Origin of the sequence: Pseudomonas sp. ADAK7 (assembly GCF_012935675.1) — a bacterium.
GTDB lineage: Bacteria > Pseudomonadota > Gammaproteobacteria > Pseudomonadales > Pseudomonadaceae > Aquipseudomonas.
Genome location: NZ_CP052861.1, coordinates 5,506,609 through 5,532,852 on the forward strand (window position 1 = coordinate 5,506,609; position 26,244 = coordinate 5,532,852).

At 60.6% G+C, this 26,244-nt stretch carries 24 protein-coding genes; 6 read left to right on the forward strand and 18 right to left on the reverse strand.

What is annotated here, in order from left to right:
* Positions 1 to 185: 185 nt before the first annotated feature.
* The 13 genes from HKK53_RS25330 to dksA form a co-directional block, all read right to left on the reverse strand.
* Positions 186 to 1,058, reverse strand: coding sequence for an oxygenase MpaB family protein (locus HKK53_RS25330; protein WP_169373036.1), 873 nt, complete (start codon positions 1,056 to 1,058; stop codon positions 186 to 188).
* A gap of 65 nt (positions 1,059 to 1,123) precedes the next feature.
* A complete protein-coding gene (acs, locus tag HKK53_RS25335) occupies positions 1,124 to 3,061 on the reverse strand; it encodes an acetate--CoA ligase (protein ID WP_169373037.1) in 1,938 nt (645 codons plus the stop codon).
* A gap of 139 nt (positions 3,062 to 3,200) precedes the next feature.
* Positions 3,201 to 4,865 carry a glucose-6-phosphate isomerase gene (gene pgi, locus HKK53_RS25340; RefSeq protein WP_169373038.1) on the reverse strand — a complete coding sequence of 555 codons (1,665 nt, stop codon included), beginning with the start codon at positions 4,863 to 4,865 and terminating at the stop codon, positions 3,201 to 3,203.
* Between the two features lie 241 nt (positions 4,866 to 5,106).
* The gene (gene panD, locus HKK53_RS25345; protein ID WP_003228271.1) at positions 5,107 to 5,487 is read right to left on the reverse strand and encodes an aspartate 1-decarboxylase; all 381 of its coding nucleotides are present in this window, start codon (positions 5,485 to 5,487) and stop codon (positions 5,107 to 5,109) included.
* 192 nt (positions 5,488 to 5,679) lie between these two features.
* Positions 5,680 to 6,537 (reverse strand): pantoate--beta-alanine ligase, encoded by an 858-nt coding sequence (gene panC, locus HKK53_RS25350; RefSeq protein ID WP_169373039.1) that lies wholly within the window; start codon positions 6,535 to 6,537, stop codon positions 5,680 to 5,682.
* Complete coding sequence (gene panB / locus HKK53_RS25355; RefSeq protein WP_169373040.1) at positions 6,534 to 7,334, reverse strand: 3-methyl-2-oxobutanoate hydroxymethyltransferase; 801 nt, start codon at positions 7,332 to 7,334, stop codon at positions 6,534 to 6,536. Before panB ends, panC begins: the two co-directional genes overlap by 4 nt.
* 324 nt (positions 7,335 to 7,658) lie before the next feature.
* A complete protein-coding gene (folK, locus tag HKK53_RS25360; RefSeq protein WP_169373041.1) occupies positions 7,659 to 8,150 on the reverse strand; it encodes a 2-amino-4-hydroxy-6-hydroxymethyldihydropteridine diphosphokinase in 492 nt (163 codons plus the stop codon).
* Positions 8,151 to 8,153: 3 nt separating this feature from the next.
* Entirely contained in the window at positions 8,154 to 9,554 is a 1,401-nt protein-coding gene (locus HKK53_RS25365) for a polynucleotide adenylyltransferase PcnB (RefSeq protein ID WP_054616641.1), read from the reverse strand.
* A 736-nt stretch (positions 9,555 to 10,290) separates the two neighbouring features.
* The gene (locus HKK53_RS25370; protein WP_169373042.1) at positions 10,291 to 11,727 is read right to left on the reverse strand and encodes a sigma-54-dependent transcriptional regulator; all 1,437 of its coding nucleotides are present in this window, start codon (positions 11,725 to 11,727) and stop codon (positions 10,291 to 10,293) included.
* 22 nt (positions 11,728 to 11,749) lie between these two features.
* On the reverse strand, positions 11,750 to 14,704 hold the full coding sequence (locus tag HKK53_RS25375; protein ID WP_169373043.1) for a sensor histidine kinase: 2,955 nt from the start codon (positions 14,702 to 14,704) through the stop codon (positions 11,750 to 11,752).
* Complete coding sequence (locus HKK53_RS25380; protein WP_003176118.1) at positions 14,688 to 14,864, reverse strand: hypothetical protein; 177 nt, start codon at positions 14,862 to 14,864, stop codon at positions 14,688 to 14,690. Before HKK53_RS25380 ends, HKK53_RS25375 begins: the two co-directional genes overlap by 17 nt.
* 77 nt (positions 14,865 to 14,941) lie before the next feature.
* Positions 14,942 to 15,838, reverse strand: coding sequence for a tRNA glutamyl-Q(34) synthetase GluQRS (gene gluQRS / locus HKK53_RS25385; protein WP_169373044.1), 897 nt, complete (start codon positions 15,836 to 15,838; stop codon positions 14,942 to 14,944).
* A gap of 77 nt (positions 15,839 to 15,915) precedes the next feature.
* A complete protein-coding gene (dksA, locus tag HKK53_RS25390) occupies positions 15,916 to 16,356 on the reverse strand; it encodes an RNA polymerase-binding protein DksA (protein ID WP_007902025.1) in 441 nt (146 codons plus the stop codon).
* A 332-nt stretch (positions 16,357 to 16,688) separates the two neighbouring features.
* Between dksA and HKK53_RS25395 the strand changes: the two genes are divergently transcribed.
* Together HKK53_RS25395 and sfsA are read left to right on the forward strand one after the other, a co-directional pair.
* The gene (locus tag HKK53_RS25395) at positions 16,689 to 17,861 is read left to right on the forward strand and encodes a pyridoxal phosphate-dependent aminotransferase (RefSeq protein ID WP_169373045.1); all 1,173 of its coding nucleotides are present in this window, start codon (positions 16,689 to 16,691) and stop codon (positions 17,859 to 17,861) included.
* Positions 17,861 to 18,574 (forward strand): DNA/RNA nuclease SfsA, encoded by a 714-nt coding sequence (sfsA, locus tag HKK53_RS25400; RefSeq protein ID WP_169373046.1) that lies wholly within the window; start codon positions 17,861 to 17,863, stop codon positions 18,572 to 18,574. The genes HKK53_RS25395 and sfsA overlap by 1 nt, the downstream gene beginning before the upstream one ends.
* On the opposite strand, the gene HKK53_RS25405 is transcribed toward sfsA, so the two are convergent.
* On the reverse strand, positions 18,571 to 18,888 hold the full coding sequence (locus HKK53_RS25405; protein ID WP_169373047.1) for a Rieske (2Fe-2S) protein: 318 nt from the start codon (positions 18,886 to 18,888) through the stop codon (positions 18,571 to 18,573). The genes sfsA and HKK53_RS25405 overlap by 4 nt on opposite strands.
* Positions 18,889 to 19,051: 163 nt before the next feature.
* Here HKK53_RS25405 and HKK53_RS25410 point away from each other — a divergent pair, with 163 nt between their 5' ends.
* From HKK53_RS25410 to HKK53_RS25425, 4 genes are read left to right on the forward strand one after another with little or no spacing between them, the layout of a single operon-like run.
* The gene (locus HKK53_RS25410; RefSeq protein ID WP_169373048.1) at positions 19,052 to 19,924 is read left to right on the forward strand and encodes a heme/hemin ABC transporter substrate-binding protein; all 873 of its coding nucleotides are present in this window, start codon (positions 19,052 to 19,054) and stop codon (positions 19,922 to 19,924) included.
* A gap of 50 nt (positions 19,925 to 19,974) precedes the next feature.
* Positions 19,975 to 20,958, forward strand: coding sequence for a FecCD family ABC transporter permease (locus tag HKK53_RS25415; RefSeq protein WP_178117500.1), 984 nt, complete (start codon positions 19,975 to 19,977; stop codon positions 20,956 to 20,958).
* Positions 20,958 to 21,725 carry a heme ABC transporter ATP-binding protein gene (locus HKK53_RS25420; protein WP_169373050.1) on the forward strand — a complete coding sequence of 256 codons (768 nt, stop codon included), beginning with the start codon at positions 20,958 to 20,960 and terminating at the stop codon, positions 21,723 to 21,725. Before HKK53_RS25415 ends, HKK53_RS25420 begins: the two co-directional genes overlap by 1 nt.
* 21 nt (positions 21,726 to 21,746) lie before the next feature.
* Positions 21,747 to 22,598 carry a ChaN family lipoprotein gene (locus tag HKK53_RS25425; RefSeq protein ID WP_169373051.1) on the forward strand — a complete coding sequence of 284 codons (852 nt, stop codon included), beginning with the start codon at positions 21,747 to 21,749 and terminating at the stop codon, positions 22,596 to 22,598.
* A 219-nt stretch (positions 22,599 to 22,817) separates the two neighbouring features.
* Here HKK53_RS25425 and HKK53_RS25430 read toward each other — a convergent pair whose 3' ends face one another.
* The 4 genes from HKK53_RS25430 to HKK53_RS25445 all read right to left on the reverse strand — a co-directional run bounded on the left by HKK53_RS25430 (position 22,818) and on the right by HKK53_RS25445 (position 26,141).
* Positions 22,818 to 23,618 carry a Crp/Fnr family transcriptional regulator gene (locus tag HKK53_RS25430; RefSeq protein WP_169373052.1) on the reverse strand — a complete coding sequence of 267 codons (801 nt, stop codon included), beginning with the start codon at positions 23,616 to 23,618 and terminating at the stop codon, positions 22,818 to 22,820.
* A gap of 15 nt (positions 23,619 to 23,633) precedes the next feature.
* Positions 23,634 to 23,906, reverse strand: a complete 273-nt coding sequence (locus tag HKK53_RS25435) for a TfoX/Sxy family protein (protein WP_007971093.1) — start codon at positions 23,904 to 23,906, stop codon at positions 23,634 to 23,636.
* Between the two features lie 242 nt (positions 23,907 to 24,148).
* On the reverse strand, positions 24,149 to 24,493 hold the full coding sequence (locus tag HKK53_RS25440) for a pentapeptide repeat-containing protein (RefSeq protein ID WP_169373053.1): 345 nt from the start codon (positions 24,491 to 24,493) through the stop codon (positions 24,149 to 24,151).
* Positions 24,494 to 24,584: 91 nt separating this feature from the next.
* A complete protein-coding gene (locus HKK53_RS25445) occupies positions 24,585 to 26,141 on the reverse strand; it encodes a bifunctional aminoglycoside phosphotransferase/ATP-binding protein (RefSeq protein ID WP_169373054.1) in 1,557 nt (518 codons plus the stop codon).
* Positions 26,142 to 26,244: the final 103 nt, after the last annotated feature.

Sequence of the window (26,244 nt, forward strand, 5' to 3'; positions counted from 1 at the left end):
ACGCTCTGCGTGGTAATGCCTCGATGGACACTCTGCGTCCGCTTCTGGGACGCGGAGCGTCCCGGGCTGCATTCCCACGCAGAGCGTGGGAACGATCAATGCGCAGCGATCAACCTATAGGAGCGAGGCTTGCCCGCGAAGAATGCCACGCGGTCTGTCTGATCGACCGCGTTATCGGCCGGAGTTCAGTTCAACAACCCCATCCGCCGCTTCGCCCGCTGCACCGATCCATTGCGCATCGCCCAGCGCAGCATCGGTGCGCTGCGTTTGACACTGGCGCGGATCAGTTGGCGTTGCAGCGGATTCTGGCTGACGCCGAGCATGTCACTGGCCCAATCCGGCAGCAGATCGATCCCGGCCTGCATCATCAAGCCGCCAAACGGCTTGGCCATGCGGCTGGGGGCGGGTGCGTTCAACAGCAGTCGCAACACCTCGCGACTGCGCTCATCGCATAGCAGTTGCGGACGGATTCGCTCAAGGTATTCGGCCATTTCTTTGCGGCTACGCGGCACATCACGGGCGCCCAGGCGTTCGGCGATTACCGCGATTTCAGCGTAGTAACGGTCCTGATCCGCCAGCGACAAGTGCGGATTGCGATAACGCAGATGCGCGGCAAGGAAGTTGCTGACCTCGGCGACATGCACCCAGGTCAGCAAATCCGGATCGCTGGCGGCGTAAGGCCGGCCATCTGGCGCGGTGCCGACCACTTGCAGGTGGATGGTGCGGACTTTCTCGATCAACCAGTCGGCGTCCTTGCGCGAGCCGAACGTGGTCCCGGAAATAAACTGACTGGTGCGGCGCAAGCGGCCGATCATGTCTTCGCGAAAATTCGAGTGATCCCAGACCCCGGCCAGGGCCAGTGGGTGCAAGGCTTGCAGCATCAGCGCACTGATGCCGCCGATCAGCATGCTGCTGAAATCGCCATGCACCTGCCAACTCACCGAATCGGGCCCGAACAGGCCGGGATCGCCCTTGGGGTTCTCCAGGTCGAGCTTGCCCAAGGACAGGCCGGTCAGACTCATGAGCTGGGTTTCGATGCGGCTGCGGATAAATTCCATGGCGACTCTGTGGCGAAAAAGAAAGCGCGGCCATTAACGACCGCGCAGGCTTTTGAAACAAGCGATTATTGGTTCAGGCGTTTATCGACCAGGTCCTGGACCACACTCGGATCGGCCAGGGTCGAAGTGTCGCCCAGGCTGTCCAGTTCGTTGCAGGCGATCTTGCGCAGAATCCGCCGCATGATCTTGCCCGAACGGGTTTTCGGCAAGGCCGGCGCCCATTGAATCAGATCCGGTTTGGCGAAGCTGCCGATTTCCTTGCTGACGTGGGCCAGCAGTTCCTTCTTCAGTTCGTCGTTGGGTTCAGTGCCGTTCATGGGCGTGACGAAGGCGTAGATGCCCTGGCCCTTGACGTCGTGGGGATAACCGACCACCGCCGCCTCGGCGATGCTGTCGTGCAGCACCAGGGCGCTTTCCACTTCGGCGGTGCCGATGCGGTGCCCGGAGACGTTGATCACGTCGTCGATGCGCCCGGTGATCCAGTAGTCGCCATCCTCGTCGCGCCGTGCGCCGTCGCCGGTGAAGTAGTAGCCGGGGTAGGGCTTGAAGTAGGTTTCGACCATGCGCTGCGGGTCGCCATAAACGCTGCGGATCTGCGCCGGCCAACTCGATTTGATCGCCAGCACACCGCTGCCGGCGCCTTTGATTTCCTTGCCCACCTCATCAAGCAATACCGGTTGCACGCCGAACATCGGCTGCGTCGCGCAGCCCGGTTTGATCCGCTGAGCGCTGACCAGCGGGCTGAGCATGATGCCGCCGGTTTCGGTCTGCCACCAGGTGTCGACAATCGGGCAACGCTGCTCGCCGACCGCGTTGAAATACCAATCCCACGCTTCGGGGTTGATCGGCTCACCGACGCTGCCGAGTAATCTGAGGCTCGCGCGGGACGTTTCCTTCAACGGCTCGGCGCCTTCGCGCATCAGCGAGCGCAGGGCGGTCGGCGCGGTGTAGAAGATGTTGACGTGGTGTTTGTCGATGACCTGCCAGAAACGCGAACTGGTGGGGTAGCTCGGCACGCCTTCGAAGATCAGCGTGGTCGCGCCGTTGGCCAGCGGGCCGTAGACGATGTAACTGTGGCCGGTCACCCAGCCAACGTCGGCGGTGCACCAGAACACTTCGCCGTCACGGTAGTCGAGCACGTACTTGAAGGTCATCGCCGCTTGCAGCAGGTAACCGCCGGTGGTGTGCAGCACGCCTTTGGGTTTGCCGGTGCTGCCGGAGGTGTAGAGGATGAATAGCGGGTCTTCGGCGTCCATCGGCTCCGGCGGGCAATCGTCGCTGACATCGCGCAGGGCCTGGTGATACCAGATGTCGCGGCCTTCGACCCAGTTCACTTCGCCCTGGGTGCGCTCGACCACAATCACGGTGCTGACGTTCGGGCAGCTCTCCAGTGCTTTGTCGACCTTCTCTTTCAGCGGCACGAACTTGCCACCGCGCACGCCTTCATCGGCGGTGATCACCGTGCGACAGTCGGCGTCGAGAATGCGGTCGCGTACGGAGTCCGGAGAAAAACCGCCAAACACCACCGAATGCACCGCGCCGATCCGCGTGCAGGCAAGCATGGCGTAGGCCGCTTCGGGGATCATCGGCATGTAGATGCACACCCGATCGCCTTTCTTCACGCCACGACTTTTCAGCACGTTGGCCAGGCGGCAGACGTTGTGATGGAGTTTTTTGTAAGTGATCTGGGCGGATTCGGCGGGGTCATCGCCTTCCCAGATGATTGCGATCTGATCGCCCCGTTTTTCCAGGTGACGGTCGATGCAGTTGTAACTGACGTTCAGCTTGCCCCCGGCAAACCAGCTGGCCTCTCCGGTTTTCAGGTTATAGCGCTGGACGGTTTGCCACGGTTCGCTCCAGTCGAGAAAGCGCGTGGCCTGTTCGGCCCAGAAGGTGCTGGGGTGTTCGATGGATTGTCGGTACAGGCGATGGTAGTCGTCCTGACTCAAATTGGCAGCCCGGCGCACGGCATCGGCTTTGGGGAACGTGCTGATATCGAACATGACGGTTCCTTATTCTTGTTTTGCGACAAGATTAAGATGCGCCGAGTGACGAATGGGTTCAAGGCCCGAACATAAACACCACCCTGTAGGAGCGAAGCTTGCTCGCGAAGCAGGCTTCGCTCCTACAGGATTCAGGCCGTTAGCCGCGGTGACGACCGCGGAAGTAGTTGATCAGGCCTTGTGTCGAAGCATCGTCAGCCGGGGTTTCTTCGCTGCCGACCAGGCGGTTGTAAACGCCTTTGCCCAGCTCTTTACCCAGCTCCACGCCCCACTGGTCGAAGGCGTTGATGCCCCAGACCACGCTTTGCACGAAGACTTTGTGCTCATACAACGCCACCAGCGCGCCGAGACGACGCGGGCTGATGCGCTCGACCACCAGGGTGTTGCTCGGACGGTTGCCCGGGATCACCTTGTGCGGGGCGATCTTGTGCACTTCTTCCTCGCTCAAGCCCTTGTCGCGCAGCTCGGTTTCAGCTTCGGCAAGGGTCTTGCCGAGCATCAGGGCCTGGCTTTGGGACAGGCAGTTGGCGTACAGCCACTGGTGGTGGTCGGACACCGGGTTGAAGCTGACGATTGGCACGATGAAGTCGGCCGGGATCAGCTGGGTGCCTTGGTGCAGCAACTGGTGGTAGGCGTGCTGACCGTTGCAGCCGACGCCGCCCCAGATCACCGGACCGGTATCGGTGGACACTGGCGTGCCGTCCTGGCGCACGCTCTTGCCGTTGGATTCCATGTCCAGCTGTTGCAAGTGCTTGGTGATGTTGCGCAGGTAGTGGTCGTACGGCAGGATCGCGTGGCTTTGCGCGCCCCAGAAGTTGCCGTACCAGACGCCGAGCAACGCCAGCAGCACCGGCATGTTCTGTTCGAACGGTGCGCTCTGGAAATGCTGGTCCATGGTGTAGGCACCGGACAGCAGCTCCTTGAAGTTCGACATGCCGATGGCCAGGGCAATCGGCAAACCAATGGCCGACCACAGCGAGTAACGCCCGCCGACCCAGTCCCACATCGGGAAGATGTTCTCTTCACGGATACCGAACGCCACGGCCGCAGCATTGTTGCTGGATACGGCGATGAAGTGACGATACAGCTCGGCTTCCGAACCACCCTGGGCCAGGTACCAGGCGCGTGCGGCCTGGGCATTCTTCAGGGTTTCGAGGGTGTTGAAGGATTTCGACGAGACGATAAACAGCGTGGTCTCGGCGCGCAGCTTCATGGTCAGTTCGTGGAACTCACTGCCGTCGATGTTCGCCAGGTAATGGCAACGCACGCCTTTCTGGGCGTAGGACAGTAACGCTTCGGAGACCAGCTCAGGGCCGAGGAACGAGCCGCCGATGCCGATGTTCACCACGTCAGTGATCGGCTTCTCGGTGTAACCGCGCCACAGACCGTCGTGAATGCGGCCCACGAGGTCGGTGATCTGGTTCAGCACTTTGTGAACTTCCGGCATCACGTTGACGCCGTTGACCGACAACTTGTCGCCCACCGGACGACGCAAGGCAGTGTGCAGCGCCGGGCGGCCTTCGGAGGAGTTGACGATTTCGCCGTCGAACAGCGCCTTGATCGCGCCCTTGAGGTCGACTTCGTTGGCCAGGCCCACCAGCAGATTGCGGGTCTCGGCGTTGATCAGGTTCTTCGAATAATCGAGAAACAGACCGCAACTGCTAAGGGTGAATTGAGTAAAGCGCTGCGGGTCGGCATTGAATGCTTCGCGCATGCTGAAATCCTGCATGGCTTGGCGGTGTTCTTTCAACGCTTGCCAGGCGGGCAGAGCGGTAACGTCATGAGGAGTGCGGTAGTACGCCATCGCTGCGATTTTCCTTTTGCTTGAACTGCCTTTAAGACACTGAAGATCCCGGAATGTCTCGACCACTGGGTGGGCTACATCCGGTCAATCTGCGTGGACACGATTAAATAGCGCAGGGCGGTAACAGTAAACCTCGCGTGTGGTTCTGTCTTCGCTTTGTATGACTCGTTTTCTGTACTTTTTTAACATTGAAACAGCAAACGCCCCGACAGACGGATGGCTGCCGGGCAGAATGGCCAGATCAGGCGACCTGGACCGGAATGGCATTGCTGGTGTGGCTCAGCTCATTGCCCGGCGCCATGTAGAGCATGCGCGGCTTGAAATTGAGCAGTTCGGCTTCGCTGTAGTGGGCATAGGCGCAAATGATCACCCGGTCGCCGACCTTGGCTTTGTGCGCTGCGGCACCGTTGACCGAGATCATTCGCGAACCTTCTTCGCCACGAATCGCGTAGGTGGTGAAGCGTTCGCCGTTGTCGACGTTATAGATCTGGATCTGTTCGTATTCACGGATGCCGGACAGGTCCAGCCATTCGCCGTCGATGGCGCAAGAACCTTCGTAATCGAGAACTGCGTGGGTGACTTCGGCGCGGTGCAGCTTGGCCTTGAGCATGATGGCGTGCATGAGTGTTTCCCAGGTCGGAATCGAACGGCGGGCATATTGCCCGAAGGCTTGAGGGGCAGCAATACAACGCTAAGCCGCGCAGTAACGGGTAGGAGCGAGGCTTGCCCGCGAAGAGGCCGTCACGTTCGACATCTCCATCGACAGATATGACGTCTTCGCGAGCAAGCTTCGCTCCTACAGGTTTCTGCGATGTCAGGATGCGTCGAGATTCAAGTGCAAGTTGTCGATCAACCGCGTGGTGCCGAGGAACGCAGCCACCAGAATCACCAGGTCTCGATCTTGCGCTGTCGCCGGACGCAAGGTCACGGCATGGCGGATTTCCAGGTAATCGCTACGCAATCCCGCCGCTTCGAGCTGTTTAACCTGCCCGTCGATCAACGCCGGATAATCGCGCTCACCCTGTTTAATGGCGTCGGCAATCGTCGCCAGCGTGCGATACACCACCGGTGCAGTTGCTCGCTGTTCTTCGCTGAGAAAACCGTTGCGCGACGACAACGCCAGGCCATCGGCGGCGCGTACGGTCGGTTCGCCGATGATCTGGATCGGCATGTTCAGGTCATGCACCAGCGCGCGAATCACCGCCAGTTGCTGGAAGTCTTTCTGGCCGAAGACCGCCAGGTCAGGCTGGACCATGTTGAACAGCTTGCTGACCACCGTCGCCACACCTTCGAAATGCCCCGGACGGCTGGCGCCGCACAGGCCTTCGGACAATTGCGGAACACTGACGCGGGTCTGACCGGCCATGCCGTCGGGGTACATTTCTTCGACGGTCGGGGCGAACAGCAAGTGGCAACCGGCCTGGAGCAGTTTCTCCTGGTCGGCCGCCAGGGTGCGCGGGTATTTGTCGAGGTCTTCGCCGGCGCCGAACTGCAGCGGGTTGACGAAGATGCTCGCGACCACGAAGTCCGCCCGTTGGGAGGCTTTGGTAATCAGCGCGACGTGGCCGCTGTGCAGGTTGCCCATGGTCGGTACGAAGGCGATACGCTTGCCTTCACCGCGGGCACGGGCCACGGCAGCCCGCAGTTCGCGGACGGTTTTGACGGTGTTCATGCAGAGAATCCGTGTTCGATGCCTGGGAAAGTGGCGGCTTTGACTTCCGCGACATAAGCGCTCAAGGCGGCGTGAATGCTGGCCTGGCCATTCATGAAGTTCTTCACGAACTTCGGCACGCGGCCGGTGATGGACAGGCCGAGCATGTCGTGCAGCACCAGGACCTGGCCGTCGGTGCCGCTGCCAGCGCCAATGCCGATCACCGGAATGCCGACGGCTTGAGTGATTTCCAGCGCCAGCTCGCTCGGTACGCATTCCAGCAGCAGCATGGCGGCGCCAGCCTGTTCCAGAGCGATGGCGTCAGCACGCATCTGCCGCGCCTGGTTCTCGCTGCGACCCTGGACTTTGTAGCCACCGAGGATGTTCACCGATTGCGGGGTCAGGCCCATGTGCGCACACACAGGCACACCGCGTTCGGCCAGCAGGCGGATCGAGTCCGCCAGCCACAATGCCCCTTCGACCTTGATCATGTGCGCACCGGCCTGCATCAGCAGGGCGCTGTTGGTCATGGCTTGTTCGGTGGTGGCGTAGGCCATGAACGGCAGGTCGGCGAGGATCAGGGCGTCGGTGTTGCCGCGTTTGACGGCCGCTACGTGGTAGGCCATTTCCGCGGTGGTGACTGGCAAGGTGCTGTCGTGACCTTGCAAGACCATGCCGAGGGAGTCGCCCACCAGCAGCACTTCGACACCGGCCTCATTGCAGGCGTGGGCGAAGGTCGCGTCATAGCAGGTCAGCATGGTGATTTTTTCACCTTTCTGCTTGAGGCTCTGGAGCGTGGTCAGGGTGATGGCTGGCATGTAAAAAATCCTCGTTCAGGCGCTATGGAAACTACTGCGAGTAACGCGCGTGATTCTTCATTTACTCAGGCGCACGGTCTTTTGTCGTGCTTATAAGGCCTGGATTGCGCCCTTTAGCGCCGCGTTGGCGGCAGCGGGACGCCTATAGTCGTGAGGAGGACTCGGGAAGTCAATTGTGTGTGTTACCGCGTTGTTACGGTGGGGGTGTTACCGGGGGAAATAGACGCCTGTAGGAGCAAAGCTAGCTCGCGATTGCGTTCGGTCAGTCAGCATGAGGCTGAATATCAGACCGTTATCGCGAGCAAGCTTTGCTCCTACAGAGGACTAGCGTGCAGTTTGGGGAAGGCGTTCCAACCCGACAAACGGGCACGCTTCGAGCAATTCGCTGAGTGATCGGCCATCCGCCAGGCGCAAATCCCCAGGCGCCAGTTCGGCCAGTGGATACAGCACGAAGGCGCGTTCCTGCAGATGGTAATGGGGGACTTTGAGGCGAGGTTCTTCGATCAGGCGATCACCAAACAGCACGATGTCGAGATCCAGCGTGCGCGGCCCCCAACGCTCAAGGCGCTCGCGGCCCTGGCCGTTCTCGATGGCTTGCAGCGCATCGAGCAGTTCCAGCGGCGCGAGGGCACTGTCGAGGGCGGCGATGGCGTTGGTGTAGCGCGGCTGGCCGGGCAGCAACGAGTCGCTTTGATAAAACCCGGAAACCCCGATCAGCTCGGTTTGAGGCAACCGCGCCAGCGCCGTGACGGCGCTGCGCAACTGTTCGGCGGGGTCAGCCAGATTGCTGCCCATGCCGATGTAGATGCGTTCCATGACTTACTCGCCCGTAGTGCTCGGGGCGCCGGCGGCGCGCTTGCGCTTGGCGCCACCGCTGCGACGACGCTTGCGCGGGGCGCCGGTGCCGTCATCCTTGCCGCTGAGGTCGCGGATCATGTCGCGACGTTCGCTGTCGTTGGCGTCCTGATAATCCGTCCACCATTCGCCCAGGCCATCGGTCTGCTCGCCGGCGCTTTCGCGCAACAGCAGGAAGTCGTAACCGGCGCGGAACCGCGGGTTGTCGAGCAACAGGTCGGCGCGCTTGCCGCTACGGCGTGGCAGGCGTTCCTGCATGTCCCAGATCTCGCGGATCGGCATGGTGAAGCGTTTCGGAATCGCAATGCGCTGGCACTGTTCGGCGATCAGCTCGTGAGCCGCTTCCTGCATCGCCGGAATCGGCGGCATGCCGCGTTCCTGCAGACGCAACACGCGTGCCGGCAGGGCAGGCCACAGCAATGCGGCGAACAGGAACGCCGGGGTCACCGGTTTGTTCTGCTTGATCCGCAGGTCGGTGTTGATCAGCGCTTCACTGATCAGCGTGTGCGTGTAGGTCGGGTTGTATTCCAACGCCTCGGCACTGGCCGGGAACAGCGGATCAAACAGCTGCAAGTCGACCAGCATCTCGAAGGTGTCCGCGGCATGGCCGGAAAGGAACAGCTTGAGCACTTCTTCGAACAGGCGGGCAGACGGAATCTCGCGCAGCATCGGCGCCAGGTCACGGATCGGCGCGGCGCTGTGTTTTTCGATACCGAAATTCAGCTTGGCGGCGAAACGCACGGCCCGCAGCATCCGTACCGGGTCTTCCTGGTAGCGTTGCTTCGGGTCGCCGATCAGGCGGATCAGGTGATTGCGGATGTCGTGTACGCCGTTGGCGTAGTCGAGAATGCGCTCGCTGACCGGATCGTAATACAAGGCGTTGATGGTGAAGTCGCGGCGTTGCGCGTCTTCTTCCAACGTGCCGTAGACGTTGTCGCGCAGAATGCGCCCGCTCTCGTTGCGGGAAGACTGGTTGCTGTCTTCCTCTTCATCGTTTTGCGGGTGATTGGCGCGGAAGGTCGCGACTTCAATGATTTCGCGACCGAAGTGGATGTGCACCAGTTTGAAGCGACGACCGATGATCCGCGCGTTGCGGAATTCGGCCCGTACCTGTTCTGGGGTGGCACTGGTGGCGACGTCGAAATCTTTTGGCGTGATGCCGAGCATCATGTCACGCACGCAACCGCCAACCAGATAAGCCTGGTAACCGGCGTTCTGCAGGCGTTCGACGATATTCACCGCGTAGCGGCTGAATTGCCCCTTCTGCAGCGAATGTTGGCCGCTGTTGAGCACTTCAGGCGTGCTGCGGATGTGTTGCGTATGACGCTTGGGCGAACGGAATGACTGGAACAACTTCTTCAGCATGGGATGCACTGTTTGAAGGAATGTTCGGCCATAACGAAGAATGACCGCATGATGGGCCGGGATTCTAGCATTTAGTCGGGGGATGGTGTAGGACATAGCAGATATGAGCTGCAAGCCGCAAGCTACAAGGGAAACGAAGGGCAATCGGGGTATTTTTATCAAATCGCAGAAACTACAAGGGGAGCCGAAGCTCCCCAAGAAGTAGTTGCATGCTCTATTTTTATTATTGGTTTCGGGCTTTTTGTTTTTGTTAAGTGCCCTCGCCATGAAGTTTTTCCTTCATGACCCTCCCAATCGGGAGCCAAGAGCAAACGGATTGCTTTGGTCGCTGTGTTGCAGTGATCTTGCGATCCAACCAGTTCAGGCTCTGTCTTAGGACAGTTTTTGTTGTTCTCGGCCTGGTCGTGGGGCAAGCCCCAAATACAACGCCTCTCCAAAAGAATCAGTTAGCTGCGCCTCTCGCCGTCTTGTTTTTATTGTGCGTGAGTCGATTCGTCTTATTTTTATTGTCTTGTGCATTGCTTGTTATTGTTCTTGTACTAAACATATAGCAGGGTGCGTGCCAACTTTTGCGAAGCCCAGCAAAACAAGGGGTTAAGCCGCGTAACGAGGTTTTTCAAGGCACAAAAAAACCGGGGCTTCGTTACCGTAAGCCCCGGCTTCTGTTACGTGAAAAGACTGAGGTAACAGTTTTTTCACAAAATCACGTGTTACCCGCACACCGGACAGGTGACGTTCAGCTCTCGCTGGCCACCCCGGTCTTGCGCCGTGGAATGCCCAGGCGTTGGCGGCGTTCCCACAGGCATTTGCGGCTGACCCCGAGTTTGCGGGCCAGTTCGGTTTCGGTCATGTGGTCCTGATGCTCGAGGACGAAGTGCTGGAAGTAGTCTTCCAGCGACAGGTCTTCGGTCGGCTCATGGCTGTTGTTACCGGCGGCGCTGCCCTGTTGTGGCGGCAGGCCGATGAAATCGTCATCGTCCAGATCGCTCAGTTCGATGTCGATCCCCAGCAGCTCGGCGGAAATTTCCGGGCTCTCGCACAGGATCACCGCGCGTTCGACCGCGTTTTCCAGCTCGCGCACGTTGCCCGGCCAGGTGTAGTGACGAATCGCCTGCTCGGCGTCCGGGGCAAACTTCAGATCGGTGCGGTTGACCCGCGCGCTCTGCCGCTTCAGGAAGGCCTCGGCGATTTCGTTGACGTCGGCACCGCGCTCGCGCAGAGCGGGCAGTTTTAGGGCAATCACGTGGAGACGGTAATAAAGGTCTTCACGGAACTGGCCGATTTTCGCCAGGCTCTTGAGGTCCCGGTGGGTCGCGGCGATCAGGCGTACATCGACTTTCTGCGATTGCACCGAACCGACACGACGAATTTCGCCTTCCTGCAACACACGCAGCAGGCGAGCCTGCGCTTCGAGTGGCAGTTCGCCGATTTCATCGAGGAACAGGGTGCCGCCGTCGGCTGCTTCTACCAAACCGGCTCGCCCGGCGCTGGCGCCAGTGAACGCGCCTTTTTCGTGGCCGAACAGTTCGGACTCGATCAGGCTTTCCGGAATGGCCGCGCAGTTCACCGAAATCATCGGTGCCTTGGCGCGTTTGGAGAGATTGTGCAGGGCGCGGGCCACCAGTTCTTTACCGGTACCGGACTCGCCCTGGATCAGGACATTGGAATCGGTGGGCGCGACTTTGCGGATCTTGCTGTACAGGTCCTGCATCGGCGGACAGGAACCGATGATGCCGATCTCGCCATTGCTGTTATCGACGCCCGGCTTTGCGGCGCCATTGGCGGCTTTGCCGACCACCGGTTCACCGGCGGCAGGCGCCGACTGGCGATCACGCAGGATGCGTGCGACAGCCTGGAGCATCTCATCGTGATCGAAAGGCTTGGCGATGTAATCCACCGCGCCCATCTTCATGGAATCGACGGCCGAACGCAGGCTGGCGTAGCTGGTCATGATCAGCACCGGAGTGCCCTGACCGAGTTTGATCAGTTCAGTGCCCGGGGCGCCAGGCAGGCGCAGGTCACTGACGATCAGGTCAAACGTGGGAATGCTGAAACGCTCTTGTGCTTCCTGCACGGATCCGGCTTCGCTGACCTGATACTGATTACGTTCCAGCAGGCGGCGCAAGGCGGAGCGGATAATTGTTTCGTCTTCGACGATCAAAATGTGCGGCATTGATTCGATACTCTCGACGGTCTCAGTTCACAGCGGACGTCGCTTCGACATGACGCGGTAATGTCACCCGGATACGGGTACCGCGTTGGCTTTGAACATCAGCCGGGCTGTCGATGGTGATTTGTCCATAATGCTCTTCAACGATGGAATAGACCAGTGCAAGGCCCAGACCGGTGCCTTCGCCAGGATCCTTGGTGGTGAAGAAAGGTTCGAACAATCTGTCCATGATGTTCTTCGGAATACCGCTGCCTTCGTCTTCCACGATCAGATCGACCGTGTGTTCGCCGGCTTCGCTTTTGACCCGTACCGCACTGTGCGGCGGCGAGGCGTCGCGGGCGTTGGAGAGCAGGTTGATCAACACCTGGGCCAGCCGCTGGGGATCGCCTTCGACCCAGTGATCGGGGTCGCACAGGTTGTAGAACTGTACTTCGAAATTGCGTCGGTTCAGGGCCAGCAAGCCGATGGCATCCTGGGCCACTTCGGCCAGACAGACGGGCTCATCGCTGTGTTGATGGCTGCCAGCGTGGGCGAAGCTCATCAATGACTGGACGATCCGCGACACGCGTTTGGTCTGCTCCAGAATCTGCCCGCTGATTTCCGTCAGCTCGGCATCTTCCTCGCGCTCTTCGCGCAGGTTCTGTGCGAGGCAGGCGATGCCGGTGATCGGATTGCCGATTTCATGGGCCACGCCCGCCGCCAGTCGACCGATGCTCGCCAGCCGCTCGGAGTGCACCAGTTTGTCTTCGAGCATCTGGGTTTCGGTCAGGTCTTCCACCAGCAATACCAAACCACTGTTGCCCGGCGCCAGCGGTTCATCAATCGCCGCTTTGTGCAGGTTCAGCCAGCGGGTCTGGCCATCGAGGGCCAGGTGCTGTTTGTGCAAGTGCTCGTCGGGCAGGTTGATAAAGCCTTGGAGCAATTCTTTCCACGGATCGCCAATAGTGCTCAAGCGCGAACCGACCACACGCTGCGCAGCAATCCCGGTCAGCTCTTCCATGGCTTTGTTCCACATCAGGATCTCTTGATCCTTGGCCAGGGAGCAGACGCCCATCGGCAGTTCCTGCAAGGTCTGGCGGTGGTAACGGCGCAGGGCATCGAGTTCAGCCGCCAGGCCGGTGAGGCGCGAGTGGTAATCCTCGAGACGGCTTTCGATGAAGTGGATGTCTTCCGTCACATAGTTTTCGCCACCGGCCTTATAAGGCAGGAAGGTTTCGACCATGTCCTGGGCGACGCTCGGCCCCATCAGGCCGGAGAGGTTGGCTTCGATGCGGTCACGCAAACGGCGCAAGGCGTAAGGCCGGCGCTCGTCGAATGGCAAATAGAGATCGCGCAGGGCTTGCTCAACTTCTTTCTGCGCAGCCTTGGCACCCAAGGGTTTGGCCAGTTGCGTGGCGAATTCCTGAGGCGAGGCGGCGTGCAACTCCCGGCGTTGCGGGCGACGAACGTTGTCCACGGCGCAGGCTTCGGCGGCGCTGGCTTCTTCCGGGCTAGCGTTGGTGAACAGCGAAATCAGGGTGAACATCAAAACGTTGGCAGCCAGCGAAGCAATCGCCGCCATGTGCCAACTGGTGTCGTCCAGCACGTAGATCATGTTCAGCAGCGGAATGTAGAAACCCTGCAGATTGCCCACCAGCGGCATCAACATGGTCACCAGCCACACCAGAATCCCCGCCAGCAAACCGGCGATGAAACCGCGGCGGTTGGCGGTCGGCCAGTACAGCACCGACAACACGCCCGGCAGGAATTGCAACGTGGCGACGAAGGCGACGATACCGAGGTTGGCCAGGTCCTGCTCCGCGCCCAGCAGCAAGTAGAAACCATAGCCGGCCATGATGATCGCAACGATCAGCGCCCGGCGGGTCCACTTCAGCCAACGGTAGATATTGCCTTCGGCCGGCGGCTGATACAGCGGCAACACCAAATGGTTGAGCGCCATCCCGGACAGCGCCAGGGTGGTGACGATGATCAAACCGCTGGCTGCCGACAGTCCGCCGACATACGCCAATAGCGCCAGGGCCTTGCTGTTGGCGGCGATGCCGATGCCGAGGGTGAAGTATTCCGGGTTGGTGGTGGCGCCGAGTTTCAGTCCGGCCCAGAGAATCAGCGGCACTGCCAGGCTCATCAGCAGCAAGAACAGCGGCAAGCCCCAACTCGCGCTGACCAGCGAGCGTGGGTTGAGGTTTTCGGTAAAGGTCATGTGGTACATGTGCGGCATCACGATCGCCGAGGCGAAGAACACCAGCAACAGCGTGCGCCACGGGCCTTCTTGCAGCGGCGTGTGCAGGGCGGCGAGGGCGGTCTGGTTTTGCAGCAGCCACAGTTCGAGCTGTTGCGGGCCGTCAAACACCCCGTACAACGCGTACAAGCCAACGCCGCCGATGGCGATCAGCTTGATCACCGATTCAAAGGCAATCGCGAACACCAGGCCTTCATGTTTCTCCCGCGTCGCAATGTGCCGCGAACCAAAGAAGATCGTGAACAGGGTAATCAGCGCGCAGAAACTCAGGGCCACGCGATGCTGCACCGGCTCGCGGGTGAGGATGCCGATGGAGTCGGCCACGGCCTGAATCTGCAATGCCAACAGCGGCAGCACGCCGATCAGCATGAAAATCGTGGTCAGCGCGCCGGCCCAGGTGCTGCGGAAGCGAAAAGCGAACAAGTCCGCCAGCGACGACAGTTGATAGGTGCGGGTGATCTTCAGGATCGGGTACAGCAACACCGGTGCCAGCAAAAATGCGCCGGAGACCCCAAGATAACTGGAAAGAAAACCGTAGCCGTACTGATAGGCCAGGCCGACCGTGCCATAAAACGCCCACGCACTGGCGTAAACCCCCAGCGACAGGGTGTAGGTCAATGGATGGCGAATGATCGCCCGCGGAATCATTCCGCGCTCACTGATCCAGGCGACGCCGAACAACGCAGCCAGGTAGGCGGCGCTGATCAGCAGCATCTGGGTGAGGCTAAAGCTCATCGGCATCTTTTTGGCTCTGCAGGATGAAGGTCACGACGATCAGAATCAGCCAGAGCAGGTACGGGCGATACCAGGCGCCAGTGGCGTCGATCCACCAATCCATGATGGCTGGGGAGAACAGGTAGATCCCCACGACCAGAAGCAGGACCAAGCGATAGATGTACATCCCGGCCTCTCTTTTTTATGCGCGTGCCCGAAAACGTGCGGCGATGGTAACGGATGGCGGCGCGACTGCAAGTGCCATCACTGCAGTTGCGCTTCGGGCAGGGTCAGTGTGCGCGGGATCTTCGATGCATCCCAGTGGGCGATGCCCCAATCCAGTACTTCCCGTGGCGTGGCGTAAACCAGTTCGCTGCCCGGATTCTGTCCCAGCGCCCGCAGTGCCCGCAGTAACAATGGCGTGGCCTGATCTTCAGCCAATGGCGGTGAGCGGTAGGATTTGCCGAGTTTGTTGCCATCCGGCTGGATGATCAGCGGCACGTGCAAGTACCGGGGTTGGCGCAGGCCGAGCAGTTCTTGCAGGTAGAGCTGGCGTGGCGTGGAATCGAGCAGGTCGGCGCCACGCACGATATCGGTGATGCCTTGCCAAGCGTCATCGAGTACCACGGCCAGTTGATAGGCGTAGAGCCCGTCGCGGCGGCGAATCACGAAGTCGCCGACTTCCCGGCCCAGGTGCTGGCGGAACTCGCCTTGCACCCGGTCGATGAAGTGGTATTCCAGCTCCGGCACCCGCAGGCGAATGGCCGCGTCTTCGGTGCCGTGCCCGGCGTTGCGGCACAGGCCCGGATAAATGCCGTGGTACGGCTCCAATTGCTTGCGCGAACAGGTGCAGGCGTAGGCCAGGCCATGGTTGAACAGGCGATTGAGCACTTCGGCATAGGCGTCGTGGCGATCACTCTGGCGCACCAGTTCGCCGTCCCACTCGAAACCGTAGCTTTCCAGGGCCTTGAGGATGGCAGCCTGGGCGCCGGGTTCTTCCCGTGGCGGGTCGAGGTCTTCCATGCGCATCAACCAGCGGCCGCCCACTGAACGGGCGTCAAGGTACGAGGCCAACGCGGCGACCAGCGAGCCGAAGTGCAAATGGCCGCTGGGCGTGGGGGCAAAGCGGCCGATGTAGGGGGAGGAGGCGATGGCAGTCATGGGCAGTATTTAAAGCCAAAAAACATCAGAAACAAAAACGGAGCGTTCGCACGCTCCGTTTTTCGTTCAAGTCGAGATTACTTGCCGACTTGCTTTTCCTTGATTTCCGCCAGGGTCTTGCAGTCAACGCACATGTCGGCGGTAGGGCGGGCTTCCAGTCGCTTGACGCCGATCTCGACGCCGCAGGACTCGCACCAGCCATATTCTTCGTCTTCGATCAATTGCAGCGTCTTGTCGATCTTCTTGATCAACTTGCGCTCACGGTCACGGGCGCGCAATTCAAGGCTGAATTCTTCTTCCTGGCTGGCACGATCTGCCGGGTCAGGGAAGTTGGCCGCTTCGTCTTTCATGTGATCAACCGTACGGTCGACTTCCTGCATCAAGTCCTGTTTCCACTTGTTCAGGATCTTGGTGAAGTGAGCGCGCATGGGCTTGCCCATGTACTCCTCGCCCTTAACTTCTTTGTAGGGTTCGAAGCCGCTGATCGACTGGTTTTGCTGCTTTGCTTGGGTGGGCATGAAATGGACCGCCTCTACTCTTGTAATCCATTGCGCAGGATTGCTCCATCACCGACACCTGCCGGCCCTGCGGCTGCAAGCGGGCGAACTTACCAGATCAAAACGGGGCGCGCTACTCCCGGATGTCGAGGTAGTGGCCCGCAGGGCTTGCAAATGATTGCAAAGCCTTGTCTGGTGGTGGTGGAGACCTGATCAAATATTGATTTTAGTCAAAGCTGAGACACTCGCTTGAGTCGTTTGCAGCCCCGGTTATACGGCTCTGACCGCTTTAGGTTCTCGCTCGTTCCAGTGGATAGGTAGAATCGATTCTTTTCCCCGTTGAAGGAAGGCTAATGGCTCAGCCCTACAGTGCGCGCAGTCGTGCGATCGAACCGTTCCATGTCATGGCGCTGCTGGCGCGGGCCAATGAACTGCAAGCCGCCGGCCACGACGTGATTCACCTGGAAATCGGCGAACCGGACTTCACCACTGCCGAGCCGATCATCCAGGCCGGCCAGGCCGCGCTGACCGCGGGCAAGACCCGTTACACCGCCGCCCGGGGCATTCCTGAACTGCGTGAGGCCATTTCCGGCTTTTATCAGCAGCGTTACGGACTGAACATCGATCCACAGCGAATTCTGGTGACGCCGGGCGGCTCGGGTGCGTTGCTGCTGGCTAGCGCCTTGCTGGTCGACCCCGGCAAACACTGGCTGCTGGCGGACCCGGGCTACCCGTGCAACCGGCATTTCCTGCGCCTGGTGGAGGGCGCTGCGCAGCTGGTGCCAGTCGGTCCCGACGTGCGCTATCAACTGACCCCGGACCTGGTAGCGCGGCATTGGGATCACGACAGCGTCGGCGCCCTGGTGGCCTCGCCGGCCAATCCGACCGGGACCATCCTCACGCGTGATGAGCTGGCCGGTCTGTCGGCGGCGATCAAGCAACGTCACGGTCATTTGGTGGTAGACGAGATTTACCACGGCCTGACGTACGGCACCGACGCCGCCAGTGTGCTGGAAGTCGATGACAGCGCTTTCGTCCTGAATAGTTTTTCCAAGTATTTCGGCATGACCGGTTGGCGCCTCGGCTGGCTGGTGGCGCCGGAAGCGGCGGTCGGCGAACTGGAAAAACTCGCGCAGAACCTCTACATCAGCGCCCCGAGCATGGCCCAGCATGCCGCGCTGGCCTGTTTCGAGCCCGCCACCATCGCCATCCTGGAAGAGCGCCGCGCCGAATTCGGGCGTCGTCGCGATTTCCTGCTGCCAGCCCTGCGTGAACTCGGTTTTGGTATCGCCGTGGAGCCGGAAGGTGCGTTCTACTTGTACGCTGATATCAGCCAGTTCGGCGGCGATGCCTTCGCGTTCTGCCGACATTTCCTCGAAACCGAGCATGTGGCGATTACTCCCGGCTTGGACTTCGGCCGTTACCAGGCCGGGCATCACGTGCGGTTTGCCTACACCCAAAGCCTGCCGCGTTTGCAGGAAGCGGTGGAGCGTATCGCTCGCGGCTTGAAGAGCTGGCAAGGCTGATGCGTTTTCATCCTCCCCTCGAAGAAGGTCGGTTGATTCGTCGTTACAAGCGTTTTCTCGCCGATATCGAAACCGTTAACGGCGAGTTGCTGACTATTCACTGCCCTAACACTGGCTCGATGCTCAATTGCCAGGTCGAGGGCGGGCAGGTCTGGTTTAGTCGCTCCAACGACCCAAAACGCAAGTTGCCCGGCACCTGGGAAATCGGCGAAACCCCGCAAGGGCGGCTGTTTTGCGTGAACACCGGGCGCGCCAATGGCTTGATCGAAGAGGCGCTGCGCGCTGGCGTGATCACCGAGTTGAACGGTTTTACTGAGCTGAAACGAGAAGTGGCCTACGGTCAGGAAAGCAGCCGTATCGATTTCCGCCTCGATTACCCGAGCGGGCCGGCGTACGTGGAAGTCAAAAGCGTCACCCTGGGTTACGACGGTACAGCGGTGGCGGCGTTTCCCGATGCGGTGACCCAGCGCGGGGCCAAGCATTTGCGCGAACTGGCCCATTTGGCTCGGGACGGGATTCGCGCGGTGCAGCTGTATTGCGTCAATCTCAGCGGTATTGAGGCGGTGCGACCGGCCGAAGAAATCGACTCGGCCTACGCCGCCGCGTTGCGTGAGGCGGTGGCGTGTGGGGTCGAGGTGCTGGCTTATGGCGTGCAGCTTAGCCACGAAGGAATGGTGGTGGATCGACGTCTTGACGTGTTGCTCAACGGTTAAAGGCTGATCCAGATCCCTTGCGCGTCTTCGCGGCAGTCGACAGCGGTCAGGAATTGCCCGGCGCAGGGGCCGGCGACGCATTCGCCGTCCTCGATCAGAAACAGTGCGCCGTGAGTGGCGCATTGGATCAGGCTGTTGCTCGGGTCCAGGAACTGGTCGGGCTTCCATTCCAGGCCGACGCCCCGGTGCGGGCAGCGGTTGATATAGACGTAAACCTGACCCGCCCGGCGCACGGCGAAGAGCTTCTGGCCGTCGATGTCGAAACCGCGACTGCTGGCATCGGCCAACTCTGGGCCTGGGCAAAGAAACTTCATGTCTATCCTCAAGGGGCGCGGCTCGTGACGAGATATGTCCGGGCTTGACGTGCAAATGCAAACAATTATCAAATGGCCGCCCGCCCATGGGGCGCGTGCGATCTGCCGAGGATACTTGGCCTGTCCGCCGGATGCCCGGGAAAACCCTTTAAGGAAGCTGTTTATGCGCCTGAGTACCCGCGTTGTCGCGCTGTGTGTCGGACTGCTGGTCAGTCACGAGGCCAGCGCGGCCGAGTTGCCGCAACGTTGGGTCAGTGCCGGCGGCGCCTTGTCGGAGTGGGTGAGCGCGTTGGGCGGCGAGTCGAAACTGGTCGGCGTCGATACCACCAGCCAGCATCCCGAATCCCTGAAGGCGTTGCCGAGCATCGGCTATCAGCGGCAATTGTCGGCGGAAGGCATCTTGAGCCTGCGCCCGCAGATTTTGGTCGGCACCGAAGAGATGGGGCCGCCACCGGTGCTTTCGCAGATTCGCAGCGCTGGCGTACAGGTTGAATTGTTTTCCGCCCAGCCGGATATGCCTGCCTTGAAAAATAATCTGGGGCACCTGGGCAAGCTGCTCGGCACTGAAGATCAGGCTTCGCAAGCGTGGCAGGTGTACCAACAGCAACTGGATCAGCAAAAAGCCCGGGTCTCCGAGACCCAGCTCAAACACAAAGCGCCGGGTGTACTGCTGCTGATCGGCAACGCGGGCGGCAAGCCGTTGATTGCCGGCAAGGACACTGCCGCCGATTGGTTGCTGCAACGGGCCGGTGGCCACAACCTGGCTACCCATACCGGCTACAAACCTTTTTCCAACGAGTCCCTGGCCAGTCTGAATCCCGAAGTGCTGGTGTTCGCCGATCGCGCGTTGACCGGCGACGCGGCCCGTGCGGCGTTGTTCAAGGAAAACCCGATCCTGTCCTCGACCCGCGCGGCCAAGGACGGGCGCGTCATGGAGCTTGATCCGACCTTGCTGGTCGGCGGGCTGGGACCACGCTTGCCTGAGGCGCTGAAAAAGCTCTCCGACGGTTTCTATCCCGGCGCGACCGGCCAATGACCACGCTGGTCAAACCTCGCGCACTCTTTATTGGCTTGAGCCTGCTGTGTTTGCTGGCGATCTGGTTGTCGCTGGCCCTGGGCCCGGTGAGCTTGCCGCTGCTCGATACGTTGCGGGCGGCGCTGCGGCTGATCGGAGTGCCGATTGCCCCGGATGGGTTGGAGCAGGCTGAACTGATTCTTGGGCAGATTCGGCTTCCACGAACGCTGTTGGGCTTGGCGGTGGGCGGTGTGCTGGCGCTGTCCGGGGTGGCGATGCAGGGGCTGTTTCGCAACCCATTGGCTGATCCGGGGCTGGTCGGGGTTTCCAGTGGCGCGGCGTTGGGTGCGGCGATTGCGATTGTCGGTGGCTCGGCGTTCGGTGGTTTGCCTGAAGCGTTCGGGCCTTATCTTTTGTCGTTATGTGCGTTTCTCGGTGGGCTCGGCGTGACCGCATTGGTCTATCGACTGGGCCGACGTAACGGGCAAACCAATGTCGCAACCATGCTGTTGGCGGGTATAGCGCTGACGGCGCTGGCGGGTTCAGCTGTGGGGTTGTTCACTTATCTGGCGGATGACGCGACGTTGCGCACGCTGACCTTCTGGAACCTGGGCAGCCTCAACGGCGCCAGTTATTCGCGGCTCTGGCCGTTGCTGCTGGTCACTGCCGGTGTGGCGCTGTGGTTGCCGCGCCGGGCCAAAGCTTTAAATGCGTTGCTGCTGGGGGAATCGGAAGCGGGTCATCTGGGCATCGATGTCGAAGGGCTCAAGCGTGAATTGGTGTTCTGCACCGCGCTGGGTGTCGGTGCAGCGGTGGCGGCGGCGGGGATGATCGGGTTTGTCGGGTTGGTGGTGCCGCATCTGGTGCGGCTGCTGGCCGGGCCTGATCATCGAGTGTTGCTGCCGGCCTCGGTGTTGGCCGGTGCGAGTCTGCTGTTGTTCGCCGATCTGGTGGCGCGCCTGGCCCTGGCGCCCGCCGAATTGCCGATTGGTATCGTCACTGCCTTCATTGGCGCGCCGTTCTTCCTGTTCCTGCTGCTCAGGAGACCTGCCTGATGCTGCGTACGGAAAACCTGTCGATCCGTCGCGGCAGCAAAACCGTGCTGACGGGTATCACCCTCGAACTCAAGCCGGGCGAAGTCCTCGGTGTGCTGGGACCGAACGGCGCCGGCAAGAGTACGTTGCTCGGGGCGTTGTGCGGTGAGCTGCATCCCGATGAGGGGCGCGTCTGGCTCGATCAATTGGAGTTGCGGCAATGCACCGGCGTCCAGCGCGCTCAGCGACTGGCGGTTCTACCGCAAGTGTCGACCCTGGACTTCGGCTTTCGCGTCGAGGAAGTGGTCGGCATGGGCCGCTTGCCTTATCAAAGCGGCCGGGTGCGCGACGATGAAATCGTCGCCGCAGCATTGACCGCCGCTGATGCCGGGCACCTGAGCGGTCGCAGTTACCTGGCCCTGTCCGGCGGTGAGCGTCAGCGGGTGCATCTGGCGCGGGTGCTGGCGCAACTCTGGCCGGGGGAGGCGGGGCAGACTTTACTGCTGGATGAGCCGACCTCGATGCTCGATCCGCTGCATCAGCACACCACCTTGCAAGCGGTGCGCGAATTCGCTGATCGCGGTGCGGCGGTCATGGTGATCCTGCATGATCTGAACCTGGCGGCGCGTTATTGTGATCGCATCTTGCTGCTTGAAGGCGGGCGACCGGTGGCGTTGGATACACCGGAGCAGGTGCTGCGGCCGGAACCACTCAAAGCGGTGTTCGGACTGGAAGTGCTGGTGCAACCGCACCCGGAGCGTGGGCATCCGCTGATCATCGCCCGCTGAGTCATTCATCGAGGTGAGAACATGCGAGGGATTCTGCTGCTGGCTGCATTACTACTGAGTGCCTGCCAGCACGTTGCGGCGCCGCCACCGATCACCGGCGAGATTCGCGACTTGCGCAACGGTCAGTCGCTGACGGCGCAAGAACTGGTCGTACGGTTGGCCAAGCCATCACGGCTGATTGTGGGTGAACAGCACGACAACCGCGATCACCATCAACTGCAATTGTGGTTGCTCCAGGAACTGGGGCAGCAGCGACCTCAAGGCAGCCTGCTGCTGGAAATGCTCACGCCCGATCAACAACCGCGCGTCGATGACGTGCGCCATGCCTCGACACTTCCAACTGATCTGCCTGGCGCATTAGCCTGGCAATCGGGTTGGGACTGGGATTTGTACGGGCCGATTGTGCGCTTCGCCTTGGGTCAGCCTTATCCACTGCTGGCGGCCAATCTCGACAACACTGAAGTTCGGGCTTTCTACACCCAGCCAACGACCGTGAGCGGTTCGCGCAGCAATGCCCCGTCGGTGAAGAAAGAGCTGCTGGAGCAAATCAGCGGCTCCCATTGCGGCCTGCTGCCTCAATCACAAATGCCGGCGATGCTGGCGGTGCAGCAACAACGTGACCGGCGCATCGCCGAACGGCTGATCGCAGCACCCAAGCCGTCAATGTTGATCGCCGGTGCCTACCATGCGCGCAAGGATGTCGGCGTGCCGCTGCATGTGCTGGACTTGGGAGAGTCCGAAGCCCCCACCGTATTGATGCTGGCGCAGCAGGGCAGTGAGGTCACGTCGGCCATGGCCGATTACGTCTGGTACACGCCTGCCAGGCCAGCGCCGGATTACTGCGCTGAGATGCGCAAGCAGATGAGCCAGTAAGCACTTTTTCACAGGCAAAAAAAGACCCGGCAAGAGCCGGGTCAAATAACCGTGATTAGCCTGATGAGGAGATAATCTGAGAGTCCGAACCAAGGGCTTTTCAGAATATCGACCAGTCTCGCGACCAGTTGTGATAATCATAGCGATTCTCATTACCAAGTCAACCGCTGATTTCTCATTTATTTCAAATTAGCCTGCAGGCCTTGAAATCACCGGGCTTCAGCCTGAAATTTTAGCCGCGCTCAGCTGGGTGATCTGCTTGTTAAGCAGGTCGATGCGCCGCGCCATGCTCTCGATCAGGCTATGGGCGATCTTCGGATTGCTTTGCGTCAGGCTCAGAAACTGGTCCTTGGGAATCAGCATCACCGTGCTCGGTTCGCGGGCGATCACACTGGCGTTGCGTTTTTCGCCGGTGAATACCGCCATGGCGCCGAAAATCTCATCCTTGGGCACATCGCCGACTTTATGCCCGTCGACAAACGCTTCGGCATGGCCTTCGATGATGACGAACACATGATCGGCCTCATCGCCTTGCTGGATCAGCACTTCGCCGCTGGCCACGCGCTGAAAGCCGTGGGTGCTGCGGTATTCGGGTTGTTTCAGGCGGGCGACCGCGTCGGACAACAGGGCCGTCTGGCCGACCAGGTATTGCAGGAACAACTCCGAACGCTGCGGCTCGGCATAAATATGCTGGAAAACCTCGGCACGCAGGTAAGGGATCAAGGACAGCGGGCCGTCGCTGCGCAAGCGACAATGCGGCAGCTCAACGCCTTGGCGCAGGCCGACCAGATCGCCTTCATGCAAATAGAACAAGGGACGATGGTCGACGCAGCCGTGCAGCAGGCCGTTGTCGAGCAAGAACAATTGATTGCCGGGCAATACCGTCGCGAGGTCGTCGACGGCGGAAAACTCCAGGGCCGGGCCGCAGGGCGATAAACCCTCCAGTAACCGCGCGGGCAGGTTTTGCAGGCGATTGATCAGTGTGTCGGCGTAAGCCGGTTGTTCCCCGAGCAGGTACATGGCGATGGCGCCTGTTCAATTCTTGTGGCGTGAGGAGATGGCTTCCAGTTGTTTGTTCAAGGCTTCCTTGCGTTCAGCGGGGATGTCGTTCCAGTGCACATCCATCAGGGCGCCCTCGATCGCATACAGCAACACCTTCGACGCCCGGAACCCGCGCGTACGCACGGCCCGATAAGCATCCACCGCCCCCAGGCGACGCAAGTCCGAGGCACTGTGGATGCCCACGGCATGCAGCCATTGTGCCGACGTCTTGCCAAGATTCTTCAGGTGTTGCAGTTCATCATTCATCAAGCCTCCTTGCGACAGCCGAACGGTGCGTGGGCGAGCCTTTGAGGAGTGTAGCCATCAGTAGGAAAAGCGTGATTGTTTGGTCGGATTCGAGGCAAATGCTTCTAAGAGGCAAGCGCTTGGCGCGAAAGAATTGGCTGCAGACGCAGTAGGAGAAGGTGCAGGAGATCAGTGGTTGCGGCAGATAACGCGCGGCGTCCAGCGCAAGGCGGGGGCGCTGGACTTGTCAGGTAATGGTCGTTTCAGCGGGTGCGATAACGCAAGCGTGTACCGAAGTTCATCGACATCAGGATCTCGTCGGCACTCAGCTCTGGCGGGAAGTAGGCGCCGGAGATTTGCGCATGGGCCAGGCTCGCGCCTTCCAGGGACGCATTGCGAAAGTCGATGCCGCGCAGGTCGGCGGAGCGGAAGTACGCATCGGTAAAGTCGACGCCATCGGCGTTCAGCTCACGCAGGTCAAGACCCCGGAAATCGCCACCGACCATGTCGATGGGGCCGTCCGTCGGGCGTTCCTTGTTGAAACCTGCGATGTCGTCTTTGTGCAGCAAGGCATAAAGCGGGGTGTCGAGAAGTTTCGGCTGGCTCATGTCACATCACCTGTTGGTTTTATGACGCCAGTATAGTGCCACTATTTGACTGCCGTGAAGCCGGCGAAGGCTCCACGGCTGAAATAGTTTCTTACAGGCCTGGCATGCGTTGGCGAATCTGCGCCACAACCGTGTCGAGGGTCCCGCTTTCATTGGTTTGAACGCGTTTGCTGCACAGAATCTCGGCTGGCGTCAGCGCTTCGCGGCTGGCTTGCTGGTCGGCGATAACGGCCAGGTTGGCGTCGGACGGATCGGTTTTGTCTGCCTGACGCAGGGCCAGCCAGCTCTCGATCACAGCTTGCGGCGCATTGCAGTCCAGAATCAGGAACGGTGCGCCGGTGGCTTCGGCAATTTTGGCCGCGCCGTCACGTTGGTCGCGCTTGAGGTAGGTGGCATCGATCACCACCGGGAAACCGGCGCGCAGGATCACCGCGGCGATGTCATGCAGGCGGGTGTAGGTCGCCGCACTGGCGTCGGCACTATAGATGCCGGCCTGTGGATCGTTCGGCACGGTCTGCTCACCGAACAGGCGCTTGCGCTCCACATCCGAGCGCAGGCGAACGGCGCCCAGTGCCTCGACCAGACGCATCGCCACACGGCTTTTGCCAACAGCGGAAACGCCGTGGGTAATCGCCAGGAAACGCGAAGGAATTGTGCTGTAGCTTTCGGCCAGGTTGGCGTAGTTGCGGTACTGGCGCAGGGTGGTGGCGCGCTGCACCGGATCGGCTTCGGCTGGCATGCTGAACAGGCTGACCTTGGCGCGAACCAGTGCACGATAGGCTTTATAGAAGTTCAGCACCTCAAGGCCCTGGTAGTCGCCGGTCAGTTCCAGATACTGGCTGATGAAACGGCGCGCCATGCTCTTGAGGCCACGGTCTTCCAGGTCCATCGCCAGGAAGCCAGTGTCGGCATAGACGTCGGTGAAGCGGAACGGCTCGTTGAATTCGATGCAGTCGAAGATCACGACCTTGCCGTCGATCACGGTAGCGTTGCCCAAGTGAATGTCACCGTGGCATTCGCGGGTGAAACCGTCAGCCTTGCGTTGGGCAAACAGTGGCTTGAGGCGTTCGAAGCTGCTTTCGGCCCAGGCTTGCAGGGCGTCGAGTTGCAGCAGATCGGCCTTGTCACTGAGGAACGGACGAATCTGCTCGAAGTTCTGGCGCACCGGTGCCATCACGCTATCCGGGGTCCCGGCGTCGTGTTCGGCCGGTACTTTCGGCGCGGTGAGGTGGAATTGCGCGATTTGTGCGGCCATCTCGTCGATGTGTGCGGTGGTCAGTTCGCCATTGGCTTGCAGGGTGCTGAGCAATTGGCTTTGCGGGAACTGGCGCATTTTCAGGGCGAAATCGACGACCGGACCATCGCCGCCCAGTTGTGGTGCTTCGACGCTGCCGGTAATCGGCAACACTTCCAGATACAAATCGTTGGTCAGGCGCTGGTTCAGGCGCAGCTCTTCGCCGCAGAAATGTTCACGGGCATCGAGGTTGGTGAAGTCGAGGAAGCCGAAATTCACCGGTTTCTTCACTTTATAAGCAAAGGGACCCGTGAGGATGACCCAGGAGATATGGGTCTCGATAACCTGGAACCCTTCGACGGGATGCGGGTAGAGGGCCGGGTTTTGCAGGGCGGCGATCAGGGACTGGCTCACAGGCGATCCTTCAGAGTCTGGGGAAAATTCACGGCCGTCATTATGGCCGCAAGTCCGGCTGACGCAAACCTCGGCAGGCTCCTGTTGAGTATGAATAAAGTGC

Coding starts and splice junctions, on each gene's coding strand:
- pgi (WP_169373038.1), bottom strand. CDS start 4,865: ATGGCGTACTACCGCACTCCTCATGACGTTACCGCTCTGCCCGCCTGG.
- HKK53_RS25440 (WP_169373053.1), bottom strand. CDS start 24,493: ATGAGCCAGCCGAAACTTCTCGACACCCCGCTTTATGCCTTGCTGCAC.
- HKK53_RS25395 (WP_169373045.1), top strand. CDS start 16,689: ATGGCTCAGCCCTACAGTGCGCGCAGTCGTGCGATCGAACCGTTCCAT.
- folK (WP_169373041.1), bottom strand. CDS start 8,150: ATGGAACGCATCTACATCGGCATGGGCAGCAATCTGGCTGACCCCGCC.
- gluQRS (WP_169373044.1), bottom strand. CDS start 15,838: ATGACTGCCATCGCCTCCTCCCCCTACATCGGCCGCTTTGCCCCCACG.
- HKK53_RS25330 (WP_169373036.1), bottom strand. CDS start 1,058: ATGGAATTTATCCGCAGCCGCATCGAAACCCAGCTCATGAGTCTGACC.
- HKK53_RS25410 (WP_169373048.1), top strand. CDS start 19,052: ATGCGCCTGAGTACCCGCGTTGTCGCGCTGTGTGTCGGACTGCTGGTC.
- HKK53_RS25435 (WP_007971093.1), bottom strand. CDS start 23,906: ATGAATGATGAACTGCAACACCTGAAGAATCTTGGCAAGACGTCGGCA.
- HKK53_RS25375 (WP_169373043.1), bottom strand. CDS start 14,704: ATGCCGATGAGCTTTAGCCTCACCCAGATGCTGCTGATCAGCGCCGCC.
- sfsA (WP_169373046.1), top strand. CDS start 17,861: ATGCGTTTTCATCCTCCCCTCGAAGAAGGTCGGTTGATTCGTCGTTAC.
- dksA (WP_007902025.1), bottom strand. CDS start 16,356: ATGCCCACCCAAGCAAAGCAGCAAAACCAGTCGATCAGCGGCTTCGAA.
- HKK53_RS25420 (WP_169373050.1), top strand. CDS start 20,958: ATGCTGCGTACGGAAAACCTGTCGATCCGTCGCGGCAGCAAAACCGTG.
- HKK53_RS25365 (WP_054616641.1), bottom strand. CDS start 9,554: ATGCTGAAGAAGTTGTTCCAGTCATTCCGTTCGCCCAAGCGTCATACG.
- HKK53_RS25370 (WP_169373042.1), bottom strand. CDS start 11,727: ATGCCGCACATTTTGATCGTCGAAGACGAAACAATTATCCGCTCCGCC.
- HKK53_RS25380 (WP_003176118.1), bottom strand. CDS start 14,864: ATGTACATCTATCGCTTGGTCCTGCTTCTGGTCGTGGGGATCTACCTG.
- acs (WP_169373037.1), bottom strand. CDS start 3,061: ATGTTCGATATCAGCACGTTCCCCAAAGCCGATGCCGTGCGCCGGGCT.
- HKK53_RS25430 (WP_169373052.1), bottom strand. CDS start 23,618: ATGTACCTGCTCGGGGAACAACCGGCTTACGCCGACACACTGATCAAT.
- HKK53_RS25405 (WP_169373047.1), bottom strand. CDS start 18,888: ATGAAGTTTCTTTGCCCAGGCCCAGAGTTGGCCGATGCCAGCAGTCGC.
- panC (WP_169373039.1), bottom strand. CDS start 6,537: ATGAACACCGTCAAAACCGTCCGCGAACTGCGGGCTGCCGTGGCCCGT.
- panD (WP_003228271.1), bottom strand. CDS start 5,487: ATGCACGCCATCATGCTCAAGGCCAAGCTGCACCGCGCCGAAGTCACC.
- panB (WP_169373040.1), bottom strand. CDS start 7,334: ATGCCAGCCATCACCCTGACCACGCTCCAGAGCCTCAAGCAGAAAGGT.
- HKK53_RS25425 (WP_169373051.1), top strand. CDS start 21,747: ATGCGAGGGATTCTGCTGCTGGCTGCATTACTACTGAGTGCCTGCCAG.